Source organism: Kluyvera huaxiensis (genome assembly GCF_040149365.1).
GTDB classification, from domain to species: Bacteria; Pseudomonadota; Gammaproteobacteria; order Enterobacterales; family Enterobacteriaceae; genus Kluyvera; species Kluyvera intermedia_A.
In genome coordinates this window covers 159868-180648 of sequence record NZ_JBEFLV010000008.1, presented here as the reverse complement: position 1 = coordinate 180648, position 20781 = coordinate 159868, and the positions used below count along the sequence as shown (strand labels likewise).

The window sequence follows — 20781 nt, the reverse complement described above, 5'->3', positions numbered from 1 at the left end:
CCGGGATCTTGAATTATGAGCGGTAATACGGCCCGGTAGTTACCGAGTCGCGCAGCACCAGGGTGCCGGTAAACGGCGGAATGGTTTCAATCTCCTCGCCGCTGGCCAGCTTAATGGCCTGGTCGATAGCGGTAACGATCATGTTGTCGATTGGCAGATAAACGGTAGACAGCCCGGGCTCCAGCCACTTAGCGCTTGGCGCATCATCGAAGCCAAACAGTGAAATATCCTGCGGAATACGCAGCCCCGCCTGATGCAGTGCTTTCGACGCGCCGAGCGCCATATCGTCGTTACAGGCAAACAGAGCGCTGAACTTTACCTTCTCGTCGAGCAGCGCGTTGCACATGTCATAGCCGCAGTTCATGGTGGAGTCGCCGTGCTTCACCTTTGCCGGATCCCACTTGATGCCGTTTTGCTCCAGCGCCCGGCGATAGCCCTGCAAACGAGCCTTACCGGTTGGCGTATGGATAGGAACGGTGATGCAGGCAATATCGCGGTGCCCCTGGGAAATCAAATACTCGACCGCCTGAAACGCCGCGTCCTGCTGCTCGAAGAATACGCAGCGATCGCGCGCCTGGCTGACGTCGCGGTTGATAACCACCAGCGGCATCGGTGTGTTATTCACCAGCGACATAATCGCTTTCTCGCTCATATGGCGGGTGTACAGCACGATGGCGTCGCACTGGCGGTCGGCGAGCATTTGCACCGCCTGTTCTTCACGCTCTGGCGTGTCGTGACCGTCGGTGACGATAAGCTGTTTGCCCCAGGCTTCCGTCTGGCGTGAAGCCTGCTGGAGCAGGCGACCAAAGTAGAAACCATCGAAGGTAGACACCACAAGACCGATGCTGTTGCTGGTTCGGTTTGCCAGCGATCGCGCCAAAAAGTTTGGGCGGTAGCCTAGCTCTTCCATCGCTTTGAACACCTGTTGACGGGTGCTCTCTTTAACCTGACCAGTACCATTGAGCACGCGGGATACCGTCGCTTTCGAAACTCCCGCGTGTATTGAGACATCCAGCATCGTTGCCATGATTATTTCCTGAGACTCCATAATACATCGCAGTTTATCACAGACGCCGCTGGGTTAAGTGAACTGCCAGGGGGTTAAAAGACCTATCGCGATCACGCTTTTGCAGTATCCCGCCCTAAAACGCCAAATGTCATTGTGTATATGCTGCAATGCGCGATATGAAGCGAAAAGTGCGGTTTGCATTGAGCGGGAGGAATGAACATAACGTGCAGGTGATATCGTGGGGCTGGTAACCTAAAATGACTGCTGATGTCGGTTCAATCACCGTTAGTTATCTTTATCTTCCAGAGGTAAATCATTTGATTATTCAGCCACTTTACGCTGTTCCGCAGCATGCGGAGCAGGTCAGCCGCTGGCTGTGGCAGGAGTTTGGCGAAGGGTTGTCGGCGGCATTTTTTGCCAGCGTCATCAACCACAGCATGACGCCGGGCGCGCTGCCGGTAACTTTCGTCGCCACCGATGGCGACAGACTGATAGGGACGGTTGGCCTGTGGCGCTGCGATTTAATCACGCGTCAGGACCTGTGGCCGTGGATGGCGGCGCTGTACGTTGATGAACCCGCGCGAGGGCGCGGGCTGGCGGGCAAACTTCAGCGGCACGTGATGGACTATGCCAAAGCGCAGGGCTTTAACCAGCTGTATCTCTATTCGGCCTGTCGTGATTTTTATGAACGTTTTGGCTGGCAGTATATCGGTGACGCCCTGGATTATCCGGACACCACCGTGCATCTATATCGTTATGCTTTTGGCGCTTCGCTCGGCGAAATCACTGAATGACGGCGCACCAGCGTAGGGCTAAACAGGTGAGTGATATCCGGTAACGGGCGGTTATCCGCCAGCGCGAGTGCCAGCTCAGCGGCCTGAGTTGCCATGGTGACAATCGGGTAACGGATAGTGGTCAAACGCGGACGCACATAGCGCGACACCAGCACGTCATCAAACCCCATCAGCGAAATCTCCTGCGGCACATCGATACCATTGTCATTGAGCACGCCCATGGCGCCTGCCGCCATCGAATCGTTATAGCAGGCAACGGCGGTAAACTGCTTCCCGCGCCCCAAAAGCTCGGTCATTGCCAGCTCGCCGCCGCTTTCGTCCGGCTCCGCGAAGGTGACAAGACGGTCATTACACGGCAGACCATGCTCTTTTAGCGCATCGTAATAGCCCTGCAGGCGGTCTTCTGCATCCGAAATGGCGTGATTCGAACAGATATAGCCAATCCGGGTATGTCCTTGCTGAATCAGATGACGGGTGGCCAGCCAGGCACCATAACGGTCATCCAGCGCGACGCAGCGCTTTTCGAAGCCGGACAGGATTCGGTTGATTAACACCATGCCGGGGATCTGTTTCATCAAATCTGCCAGCTCCGCATCGGGAATCAGCTTGGCGTGGACGACTAACGCCGCGCAGCGATGGCGGATCAGTTGCTCAATCGCCTGACGCTCTTTTTCTTCATTATGGTAGCCGTTGCCAATCAGCAAAAAATTGCCGGTGTTGTAGGCGACCTGCTCCACGGCTTTCACCATGGCACCAAAAAACGGATCGGAAACATCGCCCACGACCAGACCGACGGTTTCCGTCGACTGCTGCGCTAGTGCGCGCGCATTGGCGTTGGGATGATAGTTTAACGCCTCCATGGCGGAGGAGACGGCCTGACGCGAAACATCACTGGCTTTGGGAGAGTTGTTGATAACGCGGGAGACGGTAGCGACGGAGACGCCTGCAAGCCGGGCCACATCTTTAATTGTCGCCATAATATGCCTTAATGATCTTTTGGTGGGTAAACGCTTACACCATAACAGTGTTACGGAAATCCCTGTTGTATTCAAGGATGAGTCTGTGGAGAAATGCACAATATTGCGGTATGAATGACGTTTTATTGATGAGTTACACCATGGTTATGCAACCGAATGAGAATTTTCAAACGTTTGCTTACACTTTGCGAGAAGCTGTTGCGAATGACTGCTGGAGAACGCGTTGGACGAATTGCTAATCTGGTTGTCCCAGAGGTATTGATAGGTGAAGTCGCCCCCTAAAGGTTGACCACTTGATTACACCAACCTGCGCAGATGCGCAGGTTTTTTTTTGTCTTTTTTGCCCTGTAACAGTTACCGATAATCGCAATACCTCGTTGCATTTCCGCTTATTCATTTGCGTTTTTTTGCTGGTTGCTGGCTGCCTTGAAAGAGACAATTAAGGTCCCAGAGGTATTGATTGGTGAATTTTTTTAGGTGTGCTTTGCACACTCCATCACTTACACCGACCTGCGCAGATGCGCAGGTTTTTTTTTGCCACAATCAGCCCGTTTGCTGCATTTCCCCGGTTTTCTTGTGTATCCTGCAAAGACAAAATGACGGCAAATGGAGTTGGTATGCTTCTGGGGTTCTTCCGACAGATTTTTAAGGTGTTATTCCGCGTAAGGATGACCGGCAACACCGAGGCGCTACATCAGCCCAAAGTGCTGATTACGCCCAATCACGTTTCGTTCCTCGACGGTGTGCTCCTGGCGCTGTTTCTTCCTGTTCGTCCAGTATTTGCCGTTTACAGCTCGATTTCTGAAAAATGGTTTATGCGCTGGCTGACGCCAATCATTGATTTCGTGCCGCTTGACCCGACTAAACCGATGTCAATCAAGCATCTGGTTCGCCTGATTGAAAAAGGCCGTCCGGTGGTGATTTTCCCCGAAGGGCGCATTTCGGTCTCCGGCTCGTTGATGAAAATTTATGACGGCGCGGCTTTTGTGGCGGCGAAATCCGGGGCCACGATTATTCCTGTGCGTATTGAAGGCGCAGAGCTCACCTACTTCAGCCGCCTGAAAGGGCTGGTAAAACGCCGTTTGTTCCCGCGTATTCAATTACACCTGCTGCCGCCAACGACGCTGCCGATGCCGGAAGCGCCGCGCGCCCGCGACCGGCGTAAAATCGCCGGTGAAATGCTGCATCAGATAATGATGGAAGCGCGGATGGCGGTACGTCCCCGTGAAACGCTGTATGAATCACTGTTGTCGGCAATGCGTCGTTACGGCGAGAAAAAACCGTGCATAGAAGACATTAACTTCCAGCCCGATAACTACCGTAAGCTTTTGACCAAAACCTTGTTTGTGGCGCGTATTCTGGAAAAATACAGTCAGAAGGGCGAAAAGATTGGTTTAATGCTGCCCAACGCCGGCATCAGCGCGGCGGTGATTTTCGGCGCCATCGCTCGCGGACGTATTCCGGCAATGATGAACTACACCGCCGGGGTGAAGGGGCTGACCAGCGCGATTACCGCCGCACAAATCGGCACGATTTTCACCTCGCGAACCTTCCTCGATAAAGGCAAACTCTGGCATCTGACGGAACAACTGACTCAGGTACGCTGGGTGTTTCTTGAAGACTTAAAAGGCGATGTCACTACCGCCGATAAACTGTGGATTTTCTCTCGCCTGTTGATGCCGCATCTGGCGCAGGTTGCGCAAAAACCGGAAGACCCGGCGATTGTTCTCTTCACTTCCGGCTCGGAAGGCCATCCGAAAGGGGTGGTGCATAGCCACAAAAGCATTCTGGCTAACGTCGAGCAGATTAAAACCATCGCTGACTTCACTGCCAACGATCGCTTTATGTCGGCGCTGCCGCTGTTCCACTCGTTTGGCCTGACGGTCGGCCTGTTCACGCCGCTGCTCACCGGTGCTGAAGTATTCCTTTACCCAAGCCCGCTGCACTACCGCGTGGTGCCGGAACTGGTTTATGACCGTAACTGCACCGTGCTGTTTGGTACGTCGACGTTTTTAGGCAACTATGCCCGTTTCGCCAATCCATACGACTTCTATCGTCTACGCTATGTGGTGGCTGGGGCGGAAAAACTCCAGCAGAGCACTAAAGAGGTGTGGCAGGACAAGTTTGGCCTGCGCATTCTGGAAGGCTACGGTGTCACCGAGTGCGCGCCGGTGGTTTCCATCAACGTGCCAATGGCGGCGAAACCCGGCACCGTAGGGCGTATTTTGCCGGGTATGGATGCCCGGCTGCTGGAAATTCCAGGCATTGAGCAGGGCGGTCGCCTGCAGGTGAAAGGGCCAAACGTCATGTCGGGCTATCTGCGCGTCGAAAACCCTGGCGTGCTGGAAGTGCCGACGGCGGAAAATCAGCATGGCGAGCTGGAAACCGGCTGGTATGACACCGGTGATATTGTGGCGTTTGATGCGCAGGGCTTCGTACAAATTCAGGGGCGTGCTAAGCGTTTTGCCAAAATTGCCGGTGAGATGATTTCGCTGGAGATGGTTGAGCTGATGGCGCTTGGCGTATCGCCGGATAAAATGCACGGCACGGCGGTGAAAACCGACGCCAATAAAGGCGAGGCGCTGGTGCTGTTTACCACCGATAATGAACTGACCCGCGATAAGCTGCTGCAGTATGCGCGGGCCAACGGCGTACCGGAACTGGCGGTGCCACGCGATATCCGCCATCTGAAACAGCTGCCGCTTTTGGGCAGCGGCAAACCGGACTTCGTCACCCTCAAAAGCATGGTTGCAGAGACGGAACATCCGAATGAGTGAGTCAGTACACACTAACCCATCCATCTGGTCTAAAGGCATGATGGCGGTTATTTTTGCCCAGTTCCTCTCGGCCTTTGGCGACAACGCACTGTTGTTTGCCACCCTGGCGCTAATGAAGCAGCAGTTCTACCCGGACTGGAGCCAGCCGGTGCTGCAGATGGTGTTTGTGGGTGCTTACATCATTTTTGCGCCGTTTGTCGGCCAGGTGGCGGATAGCTTTGGCAAAGGCCGAGTGATGATGTTCGCCAACGGCCTGAAGCTGGCGGGCGCGGCGATGATTTGCGTGGGGATGAATCCGTTTATTGGCTACACGCTGGTGGGGATTGGCGCGGCCGCCTACTCGCCGGCGAAATACGGCATTCTGGGTGAAATTACTACCGGCGATAAGCTGGTTAAAGCTAACGGCCTGATGGAAGCCTCGACTATTGCGGCAATTCTGCTTGGATCGGTGGCAGGTGGTATCGTTGCTGATATGAGCGTGGTCGGGGCGCTGGCGCTCTGTGCGGTCGTTTATGGTGGCGCCGTCGTAGCGAATATCTTTATTCCCAAACTGCCCGCCGCGCGCCCGGGGCAGTCCTGGCGTTTTCGCCCAATGACCGCCAGTTTTTTCAACGCCTGCAATGTGCTGTGGCGCGACGGTGAAACCCGCTTCTCGCTGCTGGGGACCAGTCTGTTCTGGGGCGCGGGTGTAACTCTGCGGTTCCTGCTGGTGCTGTGGGTGCCGCTGGTGTTGGGGTTAACCGATAACGCCACGCCAACCTATCTCAACGCGATGGTGGCGGTCGGGATTGTAGTGGGGGCCGGGGCGGCGGCGAAGCTGGTGACGCTGGAAACCGTGGCGCGCTGTATGCCTGCCGGTGTTTTGATTGGCGTGGTGGTGGCGATATTCGCGCTGCAGCATGCCATCCTGCCTGCCTACGTTATGCTGTTCATTATTGGTATCTGCGGCGGTTTCTTTATCGTACCGCTGAATGCGCTGCTACAGGATCGCGGTAAGAAAACCGTAGGGTCTGGCAATGCGATTGCCGTGCAGAATCTCGGTGAAAACAGCGCCATGCTGATTATGCTGGGGCTTTATTCGCTGGCTGTTGCGGTGGGTATTCCGGTGGTTGGCGTGGGTGTCGGCTTTGGCGTGCTGTTTGCGCTGGCGATTATCGTGCTGTGGCTGTGGGGAAAACGGCGCTAATGAAAACTCAGGGGCGCAGATGCGCCCCTGAAAAATAACGAACGATTTACGGTGCTGGATAGGTATAAACCTGGTGCACCGCCTCAATCTCCGCTAATACTTCTTCACTTAACTCCAGATACAAACTCTCGACGTTGGTTTTGAGCTGCTCCATGGTCGTTGCCCCCAGCAGGGTGCTGGCGACAAACGGCTGACGACGCACGAAAGCCAGCGCCATCTGCGCCGGATCAAGATTATGACGTTTGGCGATATCGACATAGGCCGCGACCGCTTTCTGCGTCTGTTCACCGCTGTAACGAGTGAAGCGGCTAAACAGCGTATTACGCGCTCCTGCTGGTTTTGCTCCGTTCAGGTATTTACCGGTCAGCGTGCCAAACGCCAGGCAGGAATATGCCAGCAGCTCCACGCCTTCAAATTGGCTCACTTCCGCCAGCGCCACTTCGTAGCTGCGATTGACCAGACTGTACGGATTCTGGATGGTCACGATGCGCGGTAGGTCGTGTTTGTCGGCCAGGTGCAGATAGCGCATCACACCAAAGGCCGTTTCATTGGAAACGCCGATATAGCGAATCTTACCGGCGCGTTGATACTCGGTAAGCGCTTCCAGCGTTTCCAGCAGCGAAACGGGCGGTGCGGAATCGGCCCAGGTATATCCCAGCTTGCCAAAACAGTTGGTTGGGCGCTGCGGCCAGTGTACCTGATAGAGGTCGAGATAGTCGGTTTGTAGGCGCTTCAGACTGTTATGCAGCGCGTCACGAATGTTCTTACGGTCGAGCGCCTGATTTGGACGGATGCCGCTGTCGTTATTGCGTGATGGGCCACTGACCTTCGAGGCAATAATCAGCTTTTCGCGATTGCCATGTTTTGCCAGCCAGTTACCGACGTAGGTCTCGGTCAAACCCTGAGTTTCCGGGCGCGGTGGAACGGGGTACATCTCAGCGACATCAATCAGATTGATGCCCTGGCTTACGGCGTAATCAAGCTGTGCATGGGCGTCGGCTTCGCTATTCTGTTCACCAAACGTCATTGTGCCCAGCCCAAGAGTGCTTATCTCAAGCGAGCTGTGGGGGATACGGTGGTACTGCATAAGCCGGCTTCCTTTTATCAACAGCGTCAGGAAAGAGTCCTGACAAAGGAATATAAAAATGGCAGAGGGGAAGAAAAAGGGGAAGTAAAAAATAAAAAAGGCCAGCAAGCGGCTGACCTATACACAAAATAATCCGTGTTGCAGGAAGGCGGCAACTGAGAGAATCCTGATGCGCTTACTCGAGTAAGTGATTCGGGTGAACGAACGCAGCCAACGCACATGCAACTTGAAGTATGACGAGGATATACGTTTATCGTTTAATGATCTGCGATACGTCGTCACGGTTGATTTGCATCTGATTACCCTGCTGATCTTCATAGCTGATAAGCCCGGTGTCATCGTCGACTTCCGGTTTACCGTCAGTGAGGATCATCCGGCCATCTTTGGTCGCCATGACGTAATCGCTGCTACAGCCGGATACTGCAAAAGCTAAACCCACTGCGGAAATCAATACTGCCCATTTTGTCATCGTTATCCCCTTCATCGCCGCACTCTCAATAGTTTAGTAATAACCGACTCAGAGGGCAGCATAAAGCAGGAAAATCTTAAAAAAATCAGACATAGCCCCCAAAAGGAGGCTATGGACGACAGTTTAAAGCGGGTTTTTCTTATTTCTCAGGAGATTGAGGCTTTCAACCGCGATTGAGAAGAACATTGCAAAATAGATGTAACCTTTCGGTACGTGTACGTCGAAACTTTCCAGAATCAACGTAAAGCCGACCAGAATCAGGAATGACAGGGCCAGCATTTTCACGGATGGATGGCGGTCAACGAATTCGCCAATCGAACGTGCCGCAAACATCATCACGCCTACCGCAATGACCACGGCTGCCATCATGATGAACAGATGGTCGGAGAGGCCAACGGCAGTGATCACTGAGTCGAGGCTGAAGATGATATCCAGCAGCATAATTTGCACGATAGCGCCGATAAACGAATGCACGTTGGTCTTTATGCCTTCTTCGTCGCCTTCAATCGACTCGTGAATCTCCTTACTGGCTTTCCAGATAAGGAATAGCCCACCGAGCAGCAAGATCATGTCGCGAATCGAAATCGCCTGATCGAACACGGTGAACAGCGGATGGGTCAGTCTGACAACCCAGGCGATAGAGGCCAACAGCGCCAGTCGCATGATCATCGCCCCCATTAACCCAATACGACGGGCATGGGCACGCTGTGCGGTCGGGAGCTTAGCAACAACCAGAGAGAGAAAAATAATATTATCGATCCCCAAAACTATCTCCAACAGCGTCAGAGTACCGAGCGCGAGCCAGGCGTTGGGGTCGGTGATCCATGCAAATAACATTAGATAAGTCCTGCCAAAAAAAACGAAGCGTTAATTGATGTACGTTGAATGGCTATTTACCGGAACGCAGGCAACACAATCCCCAGAAACAGATCCCTGTCGAGCCGGGGGAGAGTATAGGAAAGCCTGCAAACTGATGGCGAACAGCCGGGTGATTATAAGCCCGCAGCGCGGCAGGACAAAAAAATTAATGCGCCGAAGGCATAAAGTGGCGGGCGAGCAGGGTGGCGGTAAAGTTCTTCTTTAGATAGAAACCACGCGGCAGCGTCATGATGCGCTCGCCCTGGGCACCGATAGCTTCGGTCAATGCTTTGCTGTTTGCAGCCTTTGGACGCAGCTGTAACACCTCGCCGTGACGCGCGGTAATACGCTCGACCTGGCCCAGCACGATGAGATCCATGAGCTCCTCCCAGTCCATTCTGAGCTGATTCTCCTCTTCGGCGCTTGGGGTCCACAGCAGGGGAGAACCTACCCGGCGCTCCGCCAGCGGGATTGCCCGTTCACCCTCGACGGGGATCCACAGTACCCGCTTAAGCTTATGGCGAACGTGGCTGTTCTCCCACGTGACGCCAGAATTGCCGGTGAGCGGAGCCACGCAGACAAAGGTGGTTTCCAGCGGCCGACCTTCGGCATCAATAGGTATCGTTTTCAGCTCCACGCCCAGCGCGGCGAAATCTTGTTCCGGCTTACTGCCCGCGCTCGCACCGAGCCAGATTTCTAGCAGAATGCCAATCCAGCCCTTGTCGCGCTTTAAATCTTTCGGCGTCACGATACCTGCCATGGCCGCGAGTTCACCCAGCGAATAGCCGGCCAGCCGCTGCGCCTGAGCGAGAAGTTCGGCCTGGGTTTTCGGTGATGTGGGCAGTGGAGCGAGGGTTGACATGACAATGCGCCTTTTGCTTAAAAAATGAACGACAATTTAACCGGGTGTGGATAGAGTTTAACTTTTTCTGAGTAAATATATCAATTCAATGATTATTATAGATTTTTTAAAATTATTCACCGGCAAAAAACGAGGAAAAAAAAGGTTTTCCAATTCTGGTCACTGACAATGAACAGGATCTTACACCATGTTATCCACAGAAAAATGGGATAACTGGGGAAAAGCCTGACTACTGTTTCAATTTACAGCCTTGACGTGCGACGAAAATCCAATTTTTGCGCAAAAGGTGCCTAAGATGTTGGCACAATCTGTGGATAAAACCGACGTTGTTCGATCTTTCATCAATTGAAGGATCGCCTATGTGACGATCATCACGTTATAGACTCATGTAAGCGGATTAGTGCTAATAAAGTAATGAAAAATAGCGTTTTACTGGAAATGGCTGGCGTGCGATTATTCAGAGTGCTCTGGGTTTTCCCTGGGTAAACCCCTACTTCTTCACAACTCTATCCACAGAAAAAGTGAATAAAATCGGCCACGAGCGCGCTCTGCTGTTTATAACTATGATGATTACTGTGAGTTATTCAAATGTTATTCGGGATGAGGCAGTGCAATAGAGTGGTTTACCGTTTCCAGCGAGTGTGAAACAATCATTCACATTGAAGCTTATTTTGAGGTAGTCCGGTGATTGATGACGATGGCTACCGCCCAAATGTTGGTATTGTAATTTGCAATCGTCAGGGCCAGGTTATGTGGGCCCGGCGCTATGGTCAGCACTCCTGGCAATTCCCGCAAGGGGGCATAAACCCCGGTGAGACAGCAGAACAGGCGATGTATCGGGAACTGTTTGAAGAAGTAGGATTAAGCCGTAAGGATGTACGGATCCTCGCTTCGACCCGAAACTGGTTGCGTTACAAGTTGCCAAAACGTTTGGTGCGTTGGGACACAAAGCCGGTTTGTATCGGCCAGAAACAAAAGTGGTTTCTCTTGCAGTTGATCGGCAATGATGCGGATATCAATATGCAGACCAGCAGCACGCCGGAGTTTGATGGCTGGCGCTGGGTGAGTTACTGGTATCCGGTGCGTCAGGTTGTTTCCTTTAAACGTGACGTCTACCGCCGGGTGATGAAAGAGTTCGCCAGTGTAGTCATGGCGCTTGCGGAGAGTGCGCCAAAACCGCAAAGCGCGCCTGCTTATCGACGCAAAAGAGGTTAAGCCACGCACATTATGCTCACTCGCTTACGCGAAATTGTTGAGAAGGTCGCGAGTGCGCCTCGGCTGAACGAGGCGCTGGATATTCTGGTCACCGACGTCTGCCACGCGATGGAGACGGAGGTTTGCTCGGTCTATCTTGCCGACAACGATCGACGCTGCTTCTACCTGATGGCGACCCGCGGCCTCAAAAAACCGCGCGGTCGTACCATTACGCTCGCCTTTGATGAAGGCATCGTCGGCCTGGTTGGCCGCCTGGCTGAACCTATCAACCTGGCCGATGCGCAAAAACACCCCAGCTATAAATACATCCCTTCCGTAAAAGAAGAGCGTTTCCGCGCTTTCCTTGGCGTACCGATTATCCAGCGCCGCCAGTTACTGGGCGTGCTGGTGGTACAGCAGCGTGAATTACGTCAGTTTGACGAAAGCGAAGAGTCATTCCTGGTCACGCTGGCTACGCAGATGGCGGCGATCCTCTCCCAGTCTCAGCTCACCGCGTTGTTCGGGCAGTATCGCCAGACGCGTGTGCGTGCGCTACCTGCATCGCCGGGCGTAGCGATTGCCGAAGGCTGGATGGATGCCACGCTGCCGCTGATGGAGCAGGTGTATGAAGCGTCATCGCTCGACACCGCGCTTGAACGTGAGCGCCTGACCGGTGCGCTGGAAGAAGCCGCCAACGAATTTCGTCGTTACAGCAAGCGCTTCGCCGCTGGGGCACAAAAAGAGACGGCGGCCATTTTTGACCTCTACTCGCACCTGTTGTCCGACGCTAGCCTGCGCCGTGAACTGTTTGCTGAGGTCGACAAAGGCGCGGTAGCTGAATGGGCGGTAAAAAAGATTGTCGAGAAGTTTGCCGAACAGTTTGCCGCATTGCGTGATGGCTACTTAAAAGAACGAGCGGGCGATCTCCGTACGCTGGGGCAGCGCCTGCTGTTTCATCTTGATGACACTACCACGGGCGCCAACGCCTGGCCTGAGCGCTTTATTCTGGTGGCGGATGAACTCTCCGCGGCAACGCTCGCTGAACTGCCGCAGGATCGTTTAGCTGGCGTGGTGGTGCGCGATGGCGCGGCCAACTCCCACGCGGCTATCATGGTTCGGGCATTAGGCATTCCAACGGTAATGGGCGCGGATATTCAGCCGTCTGTCCTTCACGGGCGGACGCTGGTGGTGGATGGCTATCGCGGTGAACTGTTGGTCGATCCAGAACAGATCCTGGTCCAGGAATACCAGCGGCTCATCAGCGAAGAGAATGAACTCAGCCGCCTGGCGGAAGGGGACGTTGAACGCCCGGCCGAGCTTAAGAGCGGCGAGCGTGTCAAAGTGATGCTTAACGCGGGTTTAAGCCCGGAGCACGAACAAATGCTGGGGCGTCGTATCGACGGCATCGGCCTGTACCGCACCGAAATTCCCTTTATGCTGCAAAGCGGTTTCCCCTCTGAAGAGGAGCAGGTCGCGCAGTATCAGGGCATGCTGCAGATGTTCAACGATAAGCCGGTTACGCTGCGAACGCTGGATGTTGGGGCCGATAAGCAGCTGCCGTATATGCCGATCAGCGAAGAAAACCCTTGTCTGGGTTGGCGTGGTATCCGTATTACGCTCGACCAGCCGGAAATCTTTCTGGTGCAGGTTCGCGCCATGCTGCGCGCCAATGCGGCGACCGGCAACCTGAGCATTCTGCTGCCGATGATCACCAGCCTCGAAGAGGTGGATGAAGCTCGTAGGCTTATCGATCGCGCCGGTCGTGAAGTTGAAGAAATGATCGGCTACGCCATTCCGAAGCCGCGTCTGGGGATTATGCTTGAAGTCCCATCAATGGTGTTTATGCTGCCAAATCTGGCAAGCCGCGTCGATTTTATCTCGGTTGGCACCAATGATCTGACTCAGTACGTACTGGCGGTGGATCGCAACAATACCCGGGTTGCCAGTATTTATGACAGCCTGCACCCAGGCATGCTGCGGGTGCTGTCGATGATCGTGCAGGAAACGGAACGTCACGGGATCGATTTGCGTCTGTGCGGCGAAATGGCCGGTGATCCCATGTGTGTCACCATTCTGATTGGCCTCGGCTTCCGCCATCTTTCGATGAACGGCCGTTCGGTTCCGCGTGTGAAATACCTGCTGCGTCATATCGAGCTTCAGGATGCGCAAACGCTGGCACAACGCAGCCTCGACGCACAGATGGCGACCGAAGTGCGCCATCAGGTTGCGGCGTTTATGGAGCGCCGTGGTCTCGGCGGGCTGATTCGCGGCGGACTCTGATGATTCCCTCTCCCCCGCGGGAGAGGGGGTCTACACGCTATACATATCTTTTACATCTTCCACGCATCATCTCTCATCGCCCTTGTGCTATTATTCGCACCTTTGGAGCGTCTGAAGCTTTCGGCGCGCATCTCTACCGCTGTCCACTTTCGGCGGAATAACAAGCATTTGTGGTGACAGATGAATAGTGGTTATCTGCGTTTCCCGGACATTGATCCGGTAATTTTTTCCATCGGACCGGTCTCCCTGCATTGGTATGGCATGATGTACCTTGTAGGCTTTATCTTCGCAATGTGGCTGGCCACGCGTCGCGCCAATCGCCCGAACAGCGGCTGGACCAAAAACGAAGTTGAAAACCTGCTGTATGCGGGCTTCCTCGGGGTCTTCCTCGGCGGGCGCATCGGCTACGTCATGTTCTACAACTTTGACCTGTTCCTACAGGACCCGCTTTATCTGTTCCGTGTCTGGGACGGGGGGATGTCCTTCCACGGCGGCCTGATTGGGGTGATCGTGGTGATGATTATCTTCGCCAGACGCACCAAGCGAACCTTCTTCCAGGTCTCTGATTTCATTGCGCCGCTGATCCCGTTTGGCTTAGGCTGCGGGCGTCTGGGCAACTTTATCAACGGTGAGCTGTGGGGCCGCGTCGACCCTGGTTTCCAATACACCATGCTGTTCCCGGGTTCGCGCGCGGAAGATATCGCGCTGCTGCCGTCTCACCCGGAATGGCAAACGCTGTTTGACACCTACGGCTCGCTGCCGCGTCATGCTTCTCAGCTGTACGAGCTGGCGCTGGAAGGCATCGTACTGTTCCTGATCCTGAACTTCTTTATCCGCAAACCACGCCCGGCGGGCTCGGTCTCTGGCTTGTTCCTGATTGGCTACGGCATGTTCCGCATCATCTGTGAGTTCTTCCGCCAGCCGGATGCGCAGTTCACCGGCGAATGGGTTCAGTTCATCAGCATGGGCCAGATCCTTTCCCTGCCGATGGTACTTGCGGGTATCATTATGATGGTCTGGGCGTTTCGCCGTCCGCAGAAACAGATTTCCTGAGGAAGCATGAAACAGTATCTCGAACTGATGCAAAAGGTGCTCGACGAGGGCACCCCGAAGAATGACCGCACCGGCACCGGCACGGTCTCCATTTTTGGCCACCAGATGCGCTTTAACCTGAAAGACGGTTTCCCGCTAGTGACCACTAAGCGCTGCCATTTGCGCTCCATCATCCATGAACTGCTGTGGTTCCTGCAGGGCGACACCAACATCGCCTACCTGAAGGAAAACAACGTCAGTATCTGGGACGAGTGGGCTGATGAAAATGGCAACCTGGGCCCGGTATACGGTAAACAGTGGCGCGCATGGCCGACGCCGGATGGCCGCCATATTGACCAGATCACCACCGTCGTGAATCAGCTGAAAAATGACCCGGACTCGCGCCGCATCATCGTTTCCGCGTGGAACGTCGGCGAGCTGGATAAAATGGCGCTGGCTCCGTGCCACGCGTTCTTCCAGTTCTACGTGGCGGACGGCAAGCTTTCCTGTCAGCTCTACCAGCGCTCCTGCGACGTGTTCCTCGGCCTGCCGTTTAATATCGCCAGCTATGCGCTGTTAGTGCACATGATGGCGCAGCAGTGTGACCTGGAAGTGGGCGACTTTGTCTGGACCGGTGGCGACACCCATCTGTACAGCAACCACATGGAACAGACCGCTCTGCAGTTAACGCGTGAACCGCGCGCGCTGCCGAAACTGGTGATCAAGCGCAAGCCGGAATCAATTTTTGACTACCGTTTTGACGACTTCGAAATCGAAGGTTACGACCCGCATCCGGGTATCAAAGCACCGGTGGCCATTTAACCGAGCACCCATCGTAAACCGGCGCACTGAGCGCCGGTTTTTTTATGCCCTGCTGCCCGGCAGAGCGATGTCGTTCCAGACTCCACTTTCAAATTTGCGTAACGGATTCCAGTCTGTCTCAGCCGTTACAGCAAGCCTGACTTCTTCTTTCGCTGCGCAACGTGAAACGCAGAATCTACGCTCGTGAGGTAGCGTCCTTCCCGGCATACTCGCCGACATGAACAGAGAACGCGGCTACACCTTGATCGAAACCTTAGTGGCAATGACGCTGGTGCTTATCCTCAGCGTTTCCGGCCTGAATGGCTGGCAACGCTGGCAGCAATCACAGCGGTTGTGGCAAACCGCTAGCGCGCTGAAGGATTACATGATTTATCTCCGAAACGACGCTAACTGGCACAATATCGACCGTCGGTTGCGGATTAACCGGACGGCGCAGCACTGGTGCGTGGTAGCGGATGAGACGGTGTTGGTAGGTTGCCCTTCAGGGAATCCCGCCGTTTTCAGCCCGCTATGGACGGAAGTCGCCATTAGCAAAATAACCCCCAACCTGGCCTTCTTCGGCCTGCGCAACACCGCATGGGCGGGGAGCATCATGTTGGCAAGCGCGGCGGGCAGCTGGAGCATAGTGGTTTCAGGCTGGGGGCGAGTTCGTTTGTGCGAGGAGGCAGCATGCTAATGCGCGGTTTTTCACTGTTGGAAGTCCTGATTGCCATGGCGATTAGCAGCATTCTGCTGTTGGGCGCTTCGCGCTTTTTGCCCGCCTTGCAGTTCGGCATTATGCAGCAGATGCGTCAGCAGGCGCTGGAGGACGATCTCTGGCAGCAGCTATTTACGGTAGCCAAACATTTGCAGCGTGCAGGATATTGCCGGGGAGATAACTGTATCGGTGAGCCGCTGCATCTTTCGGCGCAAGGCGAATGTCTCATCGCCCGCTGGGACAGCAACAGCAACGGCCGCTGGGAAATATCGCCCGCGGACGAAGCGGACAGCATCGGTTTTCGCCTCAAGTCCGGCGTACTGGAAACGCTGCGTGGCGCGATGAACTGTGAGGGTAATGGCTGGTACAAACTGAGTGACCCGGCGACCATGACCGTTACTGGTTTTCAGGTGATACGTAAAACGCACGATGGTTTCCCGCCGGAATTTTCCATTGCGCTTACGGCGACTACCGGGCGAGGCGAAACAGCCAGCGCGCAGTATAGCGTGACGGGTTATAACCTATGAGTCGTCAACGAGGCATCTCTTCGCTGGCGATGGTGCTGATGCTTTTGCTGTTGGGTAGCCTGATGCTGCAAGGGCTTAATCAGATTCAGCGACAACAGCTGGCAATGGTAAACGATGAAACCCGCGCGTTGCGAAAAACAGCGAGCATCCATTCGGCGCTACAGTGGGGGAAAATGCAGTCATGGAATGTGGCGGCAGGGCAGCAATGTCGGGGCTACGACGAAGTCAGCCGGGTTTGTCTGCGGTTATTTGCCGACGGTACCCTATTGTTGATTGCTCAAGGCGAAGCGCTACGCCTCTGGCAATCCGGAATCTGGGCTTTAGGTCGCATTCACTTTTCTGCGCACGGCTGGAGCGACTTCTGCCCTTTAAAGGAGGTGTCATTATGTCAGCCGCTTTAAAATCGCGAGGGTTCAGCCTGCCAGAAGTGATGCTGGCGATGTTTCTGATGGTAAGCGTAGTGACGGCGCTAGGCGGTTATTACCGTGCGCTGGCAACCACTAGCGTACAGCTTAACCAGTATCGCCAGCTGTGGCGTTATGCCTGGGGGCAGACCCAGCAGCAGGCAACGGCATTACCAGAAGGCTGGCACAGCCAGCGGCTACAGACATCGTCAGCATCTTGTGTCAGCATCAATGCTACTATTATCACCCCCATGGGCAAGCAGGGACGCATGACGCGCCTGCATTGTTCGGTCAGTCAGTAGTCAGGAGCGAATATGTTACGGGTCTACCACTCCAACCGTCTGGATGTGCTGGAAGCATTGATGGAATTTATCGTTGAGCAGGACCGGCTGGCTGACCCTTTCGAGCCTGAAATGATCCTCGTGCAAAGTACCGGGATGGCGCAGTGGCTACAGATGACGCTATCGCAGCGTTTCGGTATTGCTGCCAACATCGACTTCCCGCTCCCAGCGAGCTTTATCTGGGACATGTTCACCCGCGTGCTGCCCGAGATCCCCGGCGAAAGCGCCTTTAACAAGCAGAGTATGAGCTGGAAGCTGATGACGCTGCTGCCGGGGATGCTTGATGACGAAGCCTTTACGCCATTGCGCCATTATCTGACCGATGACGCCGACAAGCGCAAACTGTTCCAGTTGGCCTCCCGCGTAGCTGACCTCTATGACCAGTACCTTGTCTATCGCCCACAGTGGTTGACTCAGTGGGAAGCGGGGCAACTGGTTGACGGTGTGGGTGACGCGCAGCAGTGGCAAGCACCATTATGGAAAGCGTTAGTTGAGCACACCGCCGCGCTCGGTCAGCCATTGTGGCACCGCGCCAACCTCTACCAGCGCTTTATCGACACTCTTGAAAGCAGCAGCGAGCCGCCCGCCGGTTTGCCATCACGCGTTTTTATCTGCGGTATTTCCGCGCTGCCACCGGTTTATCTGCATGCCCTACAGGCGCTGGGCAAGCATGTTGATATCTACGTGCTGTTTACCAACCCATGCCGCTATTACTGGGGCGATATTAAAGATCCAGCGTTTCTGGCCCGATTGCTGGCGCGTCAGCGCCGCCACTACCGCGAACAGCGAGAACTGCCGCTGTTCCAGGATGCCAGCCATGCGCCAGGGCTGTTTAACGACGACGGTGAACAGGATGTGGGCAACCCGATGCTGGCCTCTTGGGGCAAGCTGGGACGTGACTATATCTACCTGCTGGCGGGGCTGGAGCGCTACCAGGAGCTGGATGCGTTTGTCGATATCGAACCGGATAACCTGCTGCACAATCTGCAGTACGACGTACTGGAGCTGAAAAATAGCGCCGTCGCCGGGCGCACCGCCGAAGAGTTTGCCCACAGTGGTGGCAAGCGTCCGCTGGCGCTGGACGACCGCAGCCTGACCGTTCATGTCTGCCACAGCCCGCAGCGCGAGGTGGAAATCCTACACGACCGTTTACTGGCGATGCTAGAAGCAGACCCCACGCTGACGCCGCGCGACATCATCGTGATGGTGGCGGATATCGACAGCTACAGCCCGTTTATTCAGGCCGTATTCGGCAGCGCCACCGGCGAACGCTATCTACCGTACGCGATTTCTGACCGCCGCGCCCGCCAGGCACACCCGGCGATGCAGGCCTTTATCACCCTGCTGTCGCTGCCGGATAGCCGCTTTACCAGCGAAGATGTGCTGGCGCTGCTCGACGTTCCGGTACTGGCCGCACGCTTCAATATTGATGAAGCGGGACTTTTGTATCTTCGTCAATGGGTTAACGAATCCGGCGTGCGCTGGGGGATGGACGACGATAACGTCCGTGAACTGGATCTGCCAGCCACCGGGCAGCACACCTGGCGTTTCGGACTCACGCGTATGCTGCTGGGCTATGCGATGGAGAGTAGCCAGGGTGAGTGGCAGGATGTGCTGCCATACGACGAGTCCAGCGGTCTGATAGCCGAACTGGTTGGGCACCTGGCCTCATTGCTGATGCAGCTTAACCGCTGGCGGCAGGTGCTGACGCAGGCGCGTTCGCTGGAGGAATGGCTGCCGGTGTGTCGCGAAATGCTCAATGATTTCTTCTTACCGGATCAGGACACGGAAGCGGCGCTGACGCTGATTGAACAGCAATGGCAGGCGATTATCGCCCAGGGCGTTCAGTCGCAGTACTCTGGTGAAGTGCCGCTGTCGTTGCTGCGTGATGAACTGGGGCAGCGTCTTGACCAGGAGCGCATCAGCCAGCGCTTCCTCGCCGGGCCTATCAATATTTGTACCCTGATGCCAATGCGTTCAATCCCATTCAAGGTCGTCTGCTTGCTAGGCATGAACGATGGCATCTACCCGCGCGCGCTGGCGCCGCTCGGCTTTGACCTGATGAGTCAGAAACCGGTGCGCGGTGACCGTAGCCGCCGTGATGATGACCGCTATCTGTTCCTTGAAGCGATGATGTCGGCAGAGAAAGCGCTTTATATCAGCTACATCGGCCGTTCCATCCAGGACAACAGCGAACGGTATCCGTCGGTGCTGGTTCAGGAACTCTTAGACTACATCGGTCAGAGCCACTGCCTGGCGGGTGATGAAGCGCTGAACTGTGACGAAAGTGAACAGCGGGTGAAAAGTCACATCATGCATCTGCATAGCCGTATGCCGTTCGATGCCGAAAACTATCAGGCCGATGAGCAGCAAAGCTATGCCCGGGAGTGGCTGGCGGCGGCCAGCCAACAGGGAGAAGCCCACGCCGACTTTATCCAGCCGCTGGCAGCGCAGGAGTTCACCACGCTGCCGCTGGAGCAGCTACAGCGCTTCTGGCGACATCCGGTACGCGCATTTTTCCAGCTACGGCTACAGGTCAATTTCCGCAGCGAAGAGAGCGATATCCCTGATACTGAACCGTTCACCCTTGAAGGGCTGACGCGTTATCAGCTTAATCAGCAACTGTTGAATACCCTGATTGAGCAGCAGGAGCCGGATCGGATGTACCGTCGTTATCGTGCGGCGGGTGAGTTGCCCTACGGCCCGTTTGGTGAAATAGCCTGGCAGGCGCAGCATCAGGAGATGAGTGCGTTAGCCAGCCGGGTAATTGAATACCGCCGGGCGGGGCAGAGCATGGAAATCGACCTCGAATGCGACGGGGTTAACATAACCGGATGGCTGCCGCAGGTTCAGGAGAATGGGCTGTTGCGCTGGCGGCCATCTTTGCTTAGCGTTTCACAAGGGATGCAACTTTGGCTGGAACACCTTGTCTACTGTGCTAGCGGCGGCAAGGGTGAAAGCAGGCTGCTGCTGAGAAAAGAGGATGAATGGTGCTTCCCTCCGCTGGCGGTTGATGAGGCTAACGCCTATCTGGCCCAGTTGGTTAAAGGCTATCGTCAGGGGATGTGCCAACCGCTGCTGTTTTTACCTGAGAGCGGCGGGGCGTGGATAAAAGCCTGTTACGATGCCGAAAATGATGCCATCTTAAGGGACACAGAGACGCAGCAAAAAGCGCGCAGTAAATTTTTGCAAGCGTACGAAGGCAATATGGTGGTAAGCGGTGAAGGGGCCGACGTCTGGTATCAACGCCTGTGGCGTACCCTGGAACCCGCGCAGTATGAGGCTGTCATCGAACAAACGACGCCGTACTTGCTTCCCGTATTTCGCTTTAATCAGTCAACATGATTGTATAAAAATTGCGCAAATTGAGCCGTTGAATTACTATGCGCAACGCGTCACGGACTGATGAGAGGTAGCCCGGACCTGGCTGTTTGCCCTGTTCCGGGACGTCCCCGGTAATGTGCG

The 20781-nt window shown here is 55.1% G+C and carries 18 protein-coding genes and 1 pseudogene; 12 read left to right on the top strand and 7 right to left on the bottom strand.

Features of this window, described 5'->3' with window-relative positions:
- Positions 1-13 precede the first annotated feature (13 nt).
- A complete protein-coding gene (locus ABOC97_RS10855) occupies positions 14-1027 on the bottom strand; it encodes a LacI family DNA-binding transcriptional regulator (protein WP_349597372.1) in 1014 nt (337 codons plus the stop codon).
- 299 nt (positions 1028-1326) lie between these two features.
- On the opposite strand from ABOC97_RS10855, the gene ABOC97_RS10850 reads away from it, so the two are divergent.
- A complete protein-coding gene (locus ABOC97_RS10850; RefSeq protein WP_349597440.1) occupies positions 1327-1803 on the top strand; it encodes a GNAT family N-acetyltransferase in 477 nt (158 codons plus the stop codon).
- On the opposite strand, the gene galR is transcribed toward ABOC97_RS10850, so the two are convergent.
- Positions 1764-2780 carry an HTH-type transcriptional regulator GalR gene (gene galR, locus ABOC97_RS10845; protein WP_349597369.1) on the bottom strand — a complete coding sequence of 339 codons (1017 nt, stop codon included), beginning with the start codon at positions 2778-2780 and terminating at the stop codon, positions 1764-1766. The two genes, ABOC97_RS10850 and galR, sit on opposite strands and share 40 nt — an antisense overlap.
- A 617-nt stretch (positions 2781-3397) precedes the next feature.
- On the opposite strand from galR, the gene aas reads away from it, so the two are divergent.
- Positions 3398-5557, top strand: a complete 2160-nt coding sequence (aas, locus tag ABOC97_RS10840) for a bifunctional acyl-ACP--phospholipid O-acyltransferase/long-chain-fatty-acid--ACP ligase (RefSeq protein WP_349597365.1) — start codon at positions 3398-3400, stop codon at positions 5555-5557.
- Positions 5550-6743, top strand: coding sequence for a lysophospholipid transporter LplT (gene lplT / locus ABOC97_RS10835; protein ID WP_349597362.1), 1194 nt, complete (start codon positions 5550-5552; stop codon positions 6741-6743). Before aas ends, lplT begins: the two co-directional genes overlap by 8 nt.
- A gap of 46 nt (positions 6744-6789) precedes the next feature.
- On the opposite strand, the gene ABOC97_RS10830 is transcribed toward lplT, so the two are convergent.
- From ABOC97_RS10830 to ABOC97_RS10810, 5 genes and pseudogenes are all read right to left on the bottom strand, one after another.
- Positions 6790-7830, bottom strand: a complete 1041-nt coding sequence (locus tag ABOC97_RS10830; RefSeq protein ID WP_234503858.1) for an NADP(H)-dependent aldo-keto reductase — start codon at positions 7828-7830, stop codon at positions 6790-6792.
- A gap of 250 nt (positions 7831-8080) precedes the next feature.
- Positions 8081-8299 carry a YgdI/YgdR family lipoprotein gene (locus tag ABOC97_RS10825; protein ID WP_052282063.1) on the bottom strand — a complete coding sequence of 73 codons (219 nt, stop codon included), beginning with the start codon at positions 8297-8299 and terminating at the stop codon, positions 8081-8083.
- Positions 8300-8422: 123 nt separating this feature from the next.
- Positions 8423-9136 carry a TerC family protein gene (locus ABOC97_RS10820; RefSeq protein WP_234503856.1) on the bottom strand — a complete coding sequence of 238 codons (714 nt, stop codon included), beginning with the start codon at positions 9134-9136 and terminating at the stop codon, positions 8423-8425.
- 187 nt (positions 9137-9323) lie between these two features.
- The gene (gene mutH / locus ABOC97_RS10815; RefSeq protein WP_349597357.1) at positions 9324-10019 is read right to left on the bottom strand and encodes a DNA mismatch repair endonuclease MutH; all 696 of its coding nucleotides are present in this window, start codon (positions 10017-10019) and stop codon (positions 9324-9326) included.
- Positions 10020-10162: 143 nt separating this feature from the next.
- Positions 10163-10261 (bottom strand): annotated as a pseudogene (locus ABOC97_RS10810) (hypothetical protein); the annotation flags it as partial.
- A 442-nt stretch (positions 10262-10703) separates the two neighbouring features.
- On the opposite strand from ABOC97_RS10810, the gene rppH reads away from it, so the two are divergent.
- From rppH to recC, 9 genes are all read left to right on the top strand, one after another.
- Positions 10704-11234 carry an RNA pyrophosphohydrolase gene (gene rppH / locus ABOC97_RS10805; RefSeq protein WP_035893962.1) on the top strand — a complete coding sequence of 177 codons (531 nt, stop codon included), beginning with the start codon at positions 10704-10706 and terminating at the stop codon, positions 11232-11234.
- Positions 11235-11246: 12 nt separating this feature from the next.
- A complete protein-coding gene (ptsP, locus tag ABOC97_RS10800; protein WP_349597353.1) occupies positions 11247-13493 on the top strand; it encodes a phosphoenolpyruvate--protein phosphotransferase in 2247 nt (748 codons plus the stop codon).
- Between the two features lie 180 nt (positions 13494-13673).
- Positions 13674-14546 carry a prolipoprotein diacylglyceryl transferase gene (lgt, locus tag ABOC97_RS10795; protein WP_349597350.1) on the top strand — a complete coding sequence of 291 codons (873 nt, stop codon included), beginning with the start codon at positions 13674-13676 and terminating at the stop codon, positions 14544-14546.
- Positions 14547-14552: 6 nt separating this feature from the next.
- Positions 14553-15347, top strand: a complete 795-nt coding sequence (gene thyA / locus ABOC97_RS10790) for a thymidylate synthase (RefSeq protein ID WP_349597347.1) — start codon at positions 14553-14555, stop codon at positions 15345-15347.
- Positions 15348-15564: 217 nt separating this feature from the next.
- Positions 15565-16023 (top strand): prepilin peptidase-dependent protein, encoded by a 459-nt coding sequence (locus tag ABOC97_RS10785; RefSeq protein ID WP_349597344.1) that lies wholly within the window; start codon positions 15565-15567, stop codon positions 16021-16023.
- Positions 16017-16571: a prepilin peptidase-dependent protein gene (locus tag ABOC97_RS10780; RefSeq protein WP_349597341.1), complete on the top strand. Its 555-nt coding sequence runs from the start codon at positions 16017-16019 to the stop codon at positions 16569-16571. Before ABOC97_RS10785 ends, ABOC97_RS10780 begins: the two co-directional genes overlap by 7 nt.
- Positions 16568-16972, top strand: coding sequence for a DUF2509 family protein (locus ABOC97_RS10775; RefSeq protein ID WP_349597338.1), 405 nt, complete (start codon positions 16568-16570; stop codon positions 16970-16972). Before ABOC97_RS10780 ends, ABOC97_RS10775 begins: the two co-directional genes overlap by 4 nt.
- Entirely contained in the window at positions 16957-17277 is a 321-nt protein-coding gene (locus ABOC97_RS10770; RefSeq protein ID WP_349597336.1) for a prepilin-type N-terminal cleavage/methylation domain-containing protein, read from the top strand. The genes ABOC97_RS10775 and ABOC97_RS10770 overlap by 16 nt, the downstream gene beginning before the upstream one ends.
- A gap of 12 nt (positions 17278-17289) precedes the next feature.
- The gene (gene recC / locus ABOC97_RS10765) at positions 17290-20661 is read left to right on the top strand and encodes an exodeoxyribonuclease V subunit gamma (RefSeq protein ID WP_349597333.1); all 3372 of its coding nucleotides are present in this window, start codon (positions 17290-17292) and stop codon (positions 20659-20661) included.
- Positions 20662-20781 lie beyond the last annotated feature (120 nt).

Bases quoted from the DNA above. Each gene is read 5' to 3' on its own strand.
- ABOC97_RS10855 (WP_349597372.1), bottom strand. From the start codon at position 1,027: ATGGCAACGATGCTGGATGTCTCAATACACGCGGGAGTTTCGAAAGCG.
- galR (WP_349597369.1), bottom strand. From the start codon at position 2,780: ATGGCGACAATTAAAGATGTGGCCCGGCTTGCAGGCGTCTCCGTCGCT.
- aas (WP_349597365.1), top strand. From the start codon at position 3,398: ATGCTTCTGGGGTTCTTCCGACAGATTTTTAAGGTGTTATTCCGCGTA.
- lplT (WP_349597362.1), top strand. From the start codon at position 5,550: ATGAGTGAGTCAGTACACACTAACCCATCCATCTGGTCTAAAGGCATG.
- ABOC97_RS10830 (WP_234503858.1), bottom strand. From the start codon at position 7,830: ATGCAGTACCACCGTATCCCCCACAGCTCGCTTGAGATAAGCACTCTT.
- ABOC97_RS10825 (WP_052282063.1), bottom strand. From the start codon at position 8,299: ATGACAAAATGGGCAGTATTGATTTCCGCAGTGGGTTTAGCTTTTGCA.
- ABOC97_RS10820 (WP_234503856.1), bottom strand. From the start codon at position 9,136: ATGTTATTTGCATGGATCACCGACCCCAACGCCTGGCTCGCGCTCGGT.
- mutH (WP_349597357.1), bottom strand. From the start codon at position 10,019: ATGTCAACCCTCGCTCCACTGCCCACATCACCGAAAACCCAGGCCGAA.
- ptsP (WP_349597353.1), top strand. From the start codon at position 11,247: ATGCTCACTCGCTTACGCGAAATTGTTGAGAAGGTCGCGAGTGCGCCT.
- lgt (WP_349597350.1), top strand. From the start codon at position 13,674: ATGAATAGTGGTTATCTGCGTTTCCCGGACATTGATCCGGTAATTTTT.
- thyA (WP_349597347.1), top strand. From the start codon at position 14,553: ATGAAACAGTATCTCGAACTGATGCAAAAGGTGCTCGACGAGGGCACC.
- ABOC97_RS10785 (WP_349597344.1), top strand. From the start codon at position 15,565: ATGAACAGAGAACGCGGCTACACCTTGATCGAAACCTTAGTGGCAATG.
- ABOC97_RS10780 (WP_349597341.1), top strand. From the start codon at position 16,017: ATGCTAATGCGCGGTTTTTCACTGTTGGAAGTCCTGATTGCCATGGCG.
- ABOC97_RS10775 (WP_349597338.1), top strand. From the start codon at position 16,568: ATGAGTCGTCAACGAGGCATCTCTTCGCTGGCGATGGTGCTGATGCTT.
- ABOC97_RS10770 (WP_349597336.1), top strand. From the start codon at position 16,957: ATGTCAGCCGCTTTAAAATCGCGAGGGTTCAGCCTGCCAGAAGTGATG.
- recC (WP_349597333.1), top strand. From the start codon at position 17,290: ATGTTACGGGTCTACCACTCCAACCGTCTGGATGTGCTGGAAGCATTG.